The following is a 5,529-nucleotide window of genomic DNA, read 5'->3' as shown; positions in this document are numbered from 1 at the left end:
TAGCTGTTCGCGACTCTCGACCCGACCTCGCGCGCCCTGAAGCTTCCGGGCGGTGTTTCGGTAATGCTCATCGACACCGTAGGTCTTGTCCGCAGACTGCCGCACCACCTTGTCGACGCTTTCCGCTCGACCCTCGAGGAAGCCGCGCAGTCGGATATTATCATCAACCTCTGCGACGCCTCGAGCGAGGAGGCTAGGGTTCACCTCAGTGTGACTAACGACCTGCTCGAATCCCTAGGCGCTCAGGACAGACCGATAATCACCGTGCTCAACAAGTGCGATCTGCTCGACGGAAACGTGATTCCTCTGGAGTTTGAGAACTGCGTGAGGATAAGCGCAAAGACCGGCGAAGGCATTGACAGGCTGCTCGACGCTATCGAAAGGAACCTGCCCGTCCGCATGAAGCGCGTGAGCCTGCTCATTCCGTTCGCGGACGCGGGTATCGTAAGCGAGATACGCGACAGGGGCACGCTGCTCTCAGAGGAATACACCGCCGACGGAGTAGAGGTCGAGGCTATCGCGGACGAGAAATTGTACTCAAAGCTCTCGAAATACGAAAAATAAGGAGCGATTTAATGGAATTGATATATTCGATCGACTTTGCCATTCTGGATTTTATTCAGGCGGCGATCAAAAACTTCGTTCTCGACCCGGTGATGCTTGTGTTCAGCTATATGGGCGACAAGGGAGCGGTCTGGATAATCATCGGACTGATAATGCTGTTTTTCCGCAAGACGCGCGTTACGGGAGTCATCACTCTCGCGGCGCTTCTGCTCGGACTGTTTATGGGAGAATACGGACTGAAATTCCTCGTATGCCGTCCGCGTCCGTTCATTATCAACACCGACATCACGCTTAACATAGTCGCGCCGTCGGGCTACAGCTTCCCGTCGGGACACACCATAGCGGCGTTCTCGTCGGCGCTGATTATCGCTGTCAGGGAAAGACGCGCGTTTGGTATTTCGGCATACGTTCTCGCCGTGCTGATAGCGTTCTCGCGGCTTTATAATTACGTCCACTTTCCGACGGACGTCCTCGCGGGCATGGCTATAGGCACTATCGCCGCGCTGATTGTGATGTTTATCTTCAAAAAGACAAAGATCGACAAAAAGATCGAAAGCATCGGCAAAAAGAAGAATGCGGCGTAATACTGCGGCAACAGAATTTGATTTTTCCCGAAAACCATAGATTATTCCGTAGGGACAGCCCTTGTGACCGTCCGGGAACGTGCACGTCTCCGGGAGCCCGCAAGAGGCTCCTCTACGGATAAACTGACAGTAAATGATGTTGCCGGGCAATAATAACAAAAATACTTGATTTTCTGAAATATCTATGTTATAATAAAAAAAGACGCAAGCAGTCAACGCGTGCAAATAAGCGAGCGGCAGGCCCTGTGCGATTGGGGCCTGTGAACCATGTCAGGCGGGGAACCGAGCAGCATTAAGCAGTGTTTCCGATGCGATACAGTCAGTCTGTCGTTCTCTTATTTGCACGCCGCCGTCATCATTCGGCAGGACGGCTTGCTTTTTCTATGCAGCGGAGGTGATCGCGTGTATCAGGCATTGTACAGAAAGTGGAGACCCAAAACCTTTGACGACGTCGCCGGTCAGGAGCATATTACCACCACACTCAGGAATGAACTGAAAAACGACCGTATCAGTCACGCGTACCTCTTTACAGGCTCGCGCGGTACGGGAAAAACCACCTGCGCCAAAATCCTCGCAAAGGCTGTGAACTGCCTCAACCCCAAGGACGGCAGTCCGTGCGGCGAGTGCGAGGTTTGCCGCGAGATCGACAACGGCACCTCCATCGACGTCTTTGAGATGGACGCCGCGTCAAACCGCAAAATCGACGACATCCGCGGAATCATCGACGAGGTACAGGGCACGCCGTATAAGTGCCGCTACAAGGTGTATATCGTCGACGAGGTTCATATGCTCACCCCGGAGTCCTTCAACGCGCTTCTTAAAATCCTCGAGGAGCCGCCGAAACACGTGATTTTTATTCTCGCGACAACCGAGGTTCACAAGATAATGCTGACCATCCAGTCGCGCTGTCAGCGGTTCGATTTTCACCGCATTCCGCCTTGCGATATCGCCGACAGGCTGCTCTACGTCGCAAATCAGGAGGGTATCGCCCTCGACGACGCGGCGGCTATGCTTATCGCTTCCGTGTCCGACGGCGCAATGCGCGACGCCTTGTCGCTGCTCGACCGCTGTATCGCGATCAGCCGCGAGGTCAACTCCGACGTTGTACGCACGGCGGCAGGACTTGCCGACAAGGGCTATCTCTACGACCTCGCCTCCTGCGTGATAAACAAAAACACCGCGAAGGCGCTCGGTATAATCGACAGGCTCTACGGCGAAGCGAAGGATATGCCTTTGCTCTGCGACGAGCTGACTGCGCATTTCCGCGCGCTTATGCTTATAAAATCCGTTTCAAATCCGCGCGACATCGTTGTTTTTACCGACAGCGAATTTGAGCAGAGCGTCGCTCAGGCGGATTACCTCTCGCTTGCCGACATCGTTTTCTATATGGACGTGCTTTCGCGCGCCTATCAGCGCATGGGCAAGGGCACCGGCGACAGAACCGAGCTTGAAATGGCGGTCGTCAAACTGACCTCGCCTGAGCTTGACGTGACAAACGAGTCTGTTGCCGCAAGGCTCACCGCGCTTGAGCAGGCAGTGAGAAAGGGAATCGCCGTCGCAGCGACTCAGCCTGCGCCGCTTCCGATAACAAGCCCGGAGCCGGCTGATACCGGAACCGCGAAGGCGGCGGAAACAAGCGAGTCTGAGCAAATGCAGAAGGCAGCGGAAACCGTTCCCGCGGAGCCGCAAAAAACGGAACCCGTAAGGTCAGAGCCAAAGCCGGAAGCGAAGGCTGAGCCGCAGCCGGCAGCAACAAAGCCCGCACCGGCGCCTGTGAAGCGTTCGGGCGAGGTAGACGTGGTCGAGCTGAGCCGAAACGCAAAGCCGTTCCCGAACTGGGCGGAGATAGTTGAGAGCTTTCGAGGTCCCTCGGCGACCATAGCCGCGTCGCTGTCAGGCTCGGAGGCGTTCGTAAACGGCAGCTATCTGCTGATAAAGGCTGAGAGCGACCTCGCGTTTGAAATGCTCAAAATTCCCGAAAAACGCCGCGCTATCCGCGAGGCAATTATCGCGAACACGGGCAAGCAGTACCGTCTGGGGCCGTACCGTCTCGAAGATAAGCGGCAGCAGACAGCGGCAGACCCGTTTGAGCAGTTCAAGGACAGGCTGATAAAAAGCGGCATTGAGTACACAGAAGAATAATTAATTTAAATAAATACAAACCTGAAAGGAAGAACAAAATATGAAAGCAAGATTACCCAAGGGCTACGGCAGCGGCGGAGCCAACAACATCCAGCAGCTCGCGCGTCAGGCTCAGAAGCTCCAGGACGACATGGAGGCGGTATCCGCAGAGCTTGAGGCTAAGGAATATGAGGCTGCGGCAGGCGGCGGCGCCGTTAAGGTAGCCGTAACCGGCAAAATGGAGCTTACCAAGGTAGAAATCAGCCCCGAGGTCGTTGACCCCGAGGATGTAGAGATGCTCGCAGACCTCGTTATGGCTGCGGCTAACGAAGCGCTCAGAAGCGCGGCAAAAGAAAAAGAGGAAAGAATGGAGTCAATCTCGGGCGGCTTGAATATCCCGGGAATGTTCTGATATGGCGCAATACAACGTCGCTCCGCTTGAAAATCTTGTGGAGCAGTTTGAAAAAATGCCCGGCATCGGTCATAAAACCGCCCAGCGGCTTGCATATTATGTACTGAATCTGTCAAAAACAGAAGCAGAACAGCTTGCGGCGGCGGTTATGGACGCTCACACCAAAATTCATTACTGCAGCCGCTGCTGCAATCTCACCGACAAGGAGCTGTGTCCGATATGCGCGTCCGATTCGCGCGACCACAGCGTGATCTGCGTGGTCGAAACGCCGCGCGACGTTACGGCGGTCGAGAATACGCGCGAATACAGCGGCACCTACCATGTGCTTCACGGCTCTATATCTCCGCTCAACGGAATCAGTCCCGAGGAGCTTACGGTAAAGGAGCTTCTCGCGAGGATCGCACAGGGCGGTGTAAATGAAGTAATAATGGCGACCAATCCGACCGTTGAGGGCGACGCGACCGCGCTGTATTTATCGGGACTGCTCAAGCCGATGGGAATCAAGGTAACGCGTCTCGCCTACGGAATCCCTGTGGGCGGCGACCTCGAGTATGCCGACGAGTACACTCTCGCCAAGGCTCTGGAAGGCAGGAACGAGATATGAGCGAACTCAAAACCATAGCCAACAACAAAAAAGCGCGCCACGACTATTTTATCGAGGAGAGCTTTGAGGCAGGCATCGAGCTGTGCGGAACGGAGGTAAAGTCCATACGCAGCGGCAGGGTCAACCTCAAGGACAGCTGGTGCTCAATAGTCGAGGGCGAGATATTCGTAAACGGAATGCACATTTCGCCTTACGAGCACGGAAATATATTTAACCGCGACCCAATGCGCGTCCGCAAGCTGCTGATGCACAAAAAGGAGATCAACCGTCTTTACGGAGTGGTAAAGCAGACCGGCTATTCGCTGATACCGATAAGTCTTTATTTCAAGGGCAGCAGGGTAAAGATGCAGCTGGGACTCTGCCGCGGCAAAAAGCTCTATGACAAGCGCGAGGACATGGCAAAGCGCACAGCCAAGCGCGACATAGAACGCGCCCTAAAGGAACAGGGCAGATAAACAAAGTAAACACGTTCCGTCGGGAACGATCACTGCGAAGCGAAGAGCTTCGCAATATATGGGGATGTAAAGGCTTCGACGGGGAGCGCGAACTCTGATAAGCGAGCGGCGGTGCGGAACCGCCATAAAATCCGCAACTTTAAAATAACTGACAAAAATACAGTTGCTTTAGCAGCGTAAGCTGCTCGTTCCTGCGCTGAGTACCTCGGCAGCGCAAGGGGCGTCGATCAGAGGTAAATGTGAACGGGAAAGCGCTCCGGTTCCCGTCACACATCAGGAGCTGCCAAGCTGCGTAGCCTGTCGATGGGCGCCGCAGTAAGGGAGATTAAAAACACCGACTGCGCTCGGAGAAAGTCAGGGCAAGTACTTTTCGGACGCGGGTTCGATTCCCGCCATCTCCACCATAAAGGATATGCAAAAAAGATATATCCCCGAAAAACCCCGATTCTATCGGGGTTTTTCACGTTTCAAGGGCGTGGATTTTTTTGTCACGAAATATGGATGTAAAACCACTGTTTACCCGTTCTGGCAGGAACTGAACTTCCGTAATACAACTGAATAACCCACACACATTACGCAGACAGATAAGAAAAATGTCTGCGTTTTTTCTTTTCCAGAGCCAATCGTTTAGAAATAAGCGGTTGGCTCTTTTTTTATTTCTAAAAAAACTAAAGGAGATGATAATCAATGTATTTTACAGAAAACCGGTACGACCGCAGCATCGAATGGATGATGAAGGGTGTACCAAACTTTTACGCGAGAAGTTCGGGAATCGTAGTGACAGGGAAA

The 5,529-nt window shown here is 53.7% G+C and carries 6 protein-coding genes and 2 other RNA genes; all 8 read left to right on the top strand.

The features are described 5' to 3' along the window. Positions 1-3: 3 nt before the first annotated feature. The 8 genes from JKK62_RS12570 to ssrA all read left to right on the top strand — a co-directional run bounded on the left by JKK62_RS12570 (position 4) and on the right by ssrA (position 5,144). The gene (locus JKK62_RS12570) at positions 4-564 is read left to right on the top strand and encodes a GTPase (protein WP_279380631.1); all 561 of its coding nucleotides are present in this window, start codon (positions 4-6) and stop codon (positions 562-564) included. An 11-nt stretch (positions 565-575) separates the two neighbouring features. After that, positions 576-1,148, top strand: a complete 573-nt coding sequence (locus tag JKK62_RS12565) for a phosphatase PAP2 family protein (protein WP_201428175.1) — start codon at positions 576-578, stop codon at positions 1,146-1,148. Between the two features lie 234 nt (positions 1,149-1,382). Then, positions 1,383-1,481, top strand: an RNA gene (ffs, locus tag JKK62_RS12560) — signal recognition particle sRNA small type. 69 nt (positions 1,482-1,550) lie between these two features. Next, complete coding sequence (dnaX, locus tag JKK62_RS12555; RefSeq protein WP_366503350.1) at positions 1,551-3,290, top strand: DNA polymerase III subunit gamma/tau; 1,740 nt, start codon at positions 1,551-1,553, stop codon at positions 3,288-3,290. A 40-nt stretch (positions 3,291-3,330) separates the two neighbouring features. Beyond that, complete coding sequence (locus tag JKK62_RS12550) at positions 3,331-3,681, top strand: YbaB/EbfC family nucleoid-associated protein (protein WP_201428173.1); 351 nt, start codon at positions 3,331-3,333, stop codon at positions 3,679-3,681. A 1-nt stretch (position 3,682) separates the two neighbouring features. Next, entirely contained in the window at positions 3,683-4,285 is a 603-nt protein-coding gene (gene recR / locus JKK62_RS12545; RefSeq protein WP_201428172.1) for a recombination mediator RecR, read from the top strand. Further along, on the top strand, positions 4,282-4,740 hold the full coding sequence (gene smpB / locus JKK62_RS12540) for an SsrA-binding protein SmpB (RefSeq protein ID WP_201428171.1): 459 nt from the start codon (positions 4,282-4,284) through the stop codon (positions 4,738-4,740). The genes recR and smpB overlap by 4 nt, the downstream gene beginning before the upstream one ends. Before the next feature lie 60 nt (positions 4,741-4,800). Further along, positions 4,801-5,144: a transfer-messenger RNA gene (gene ssrA, locus JKK62_RS12535) on the top strand. Positions 5,145-5,529 lie beyond the last annotated feature (385 nt).

This window comes from Ruminococcus difficilis, from assembly GCF_016680995.1.
The sequence above is the reverse complement of the archived record's forward strand: the minus strand, read 5'-3'. Positions and strand labels throughout refer to the sequence as shown.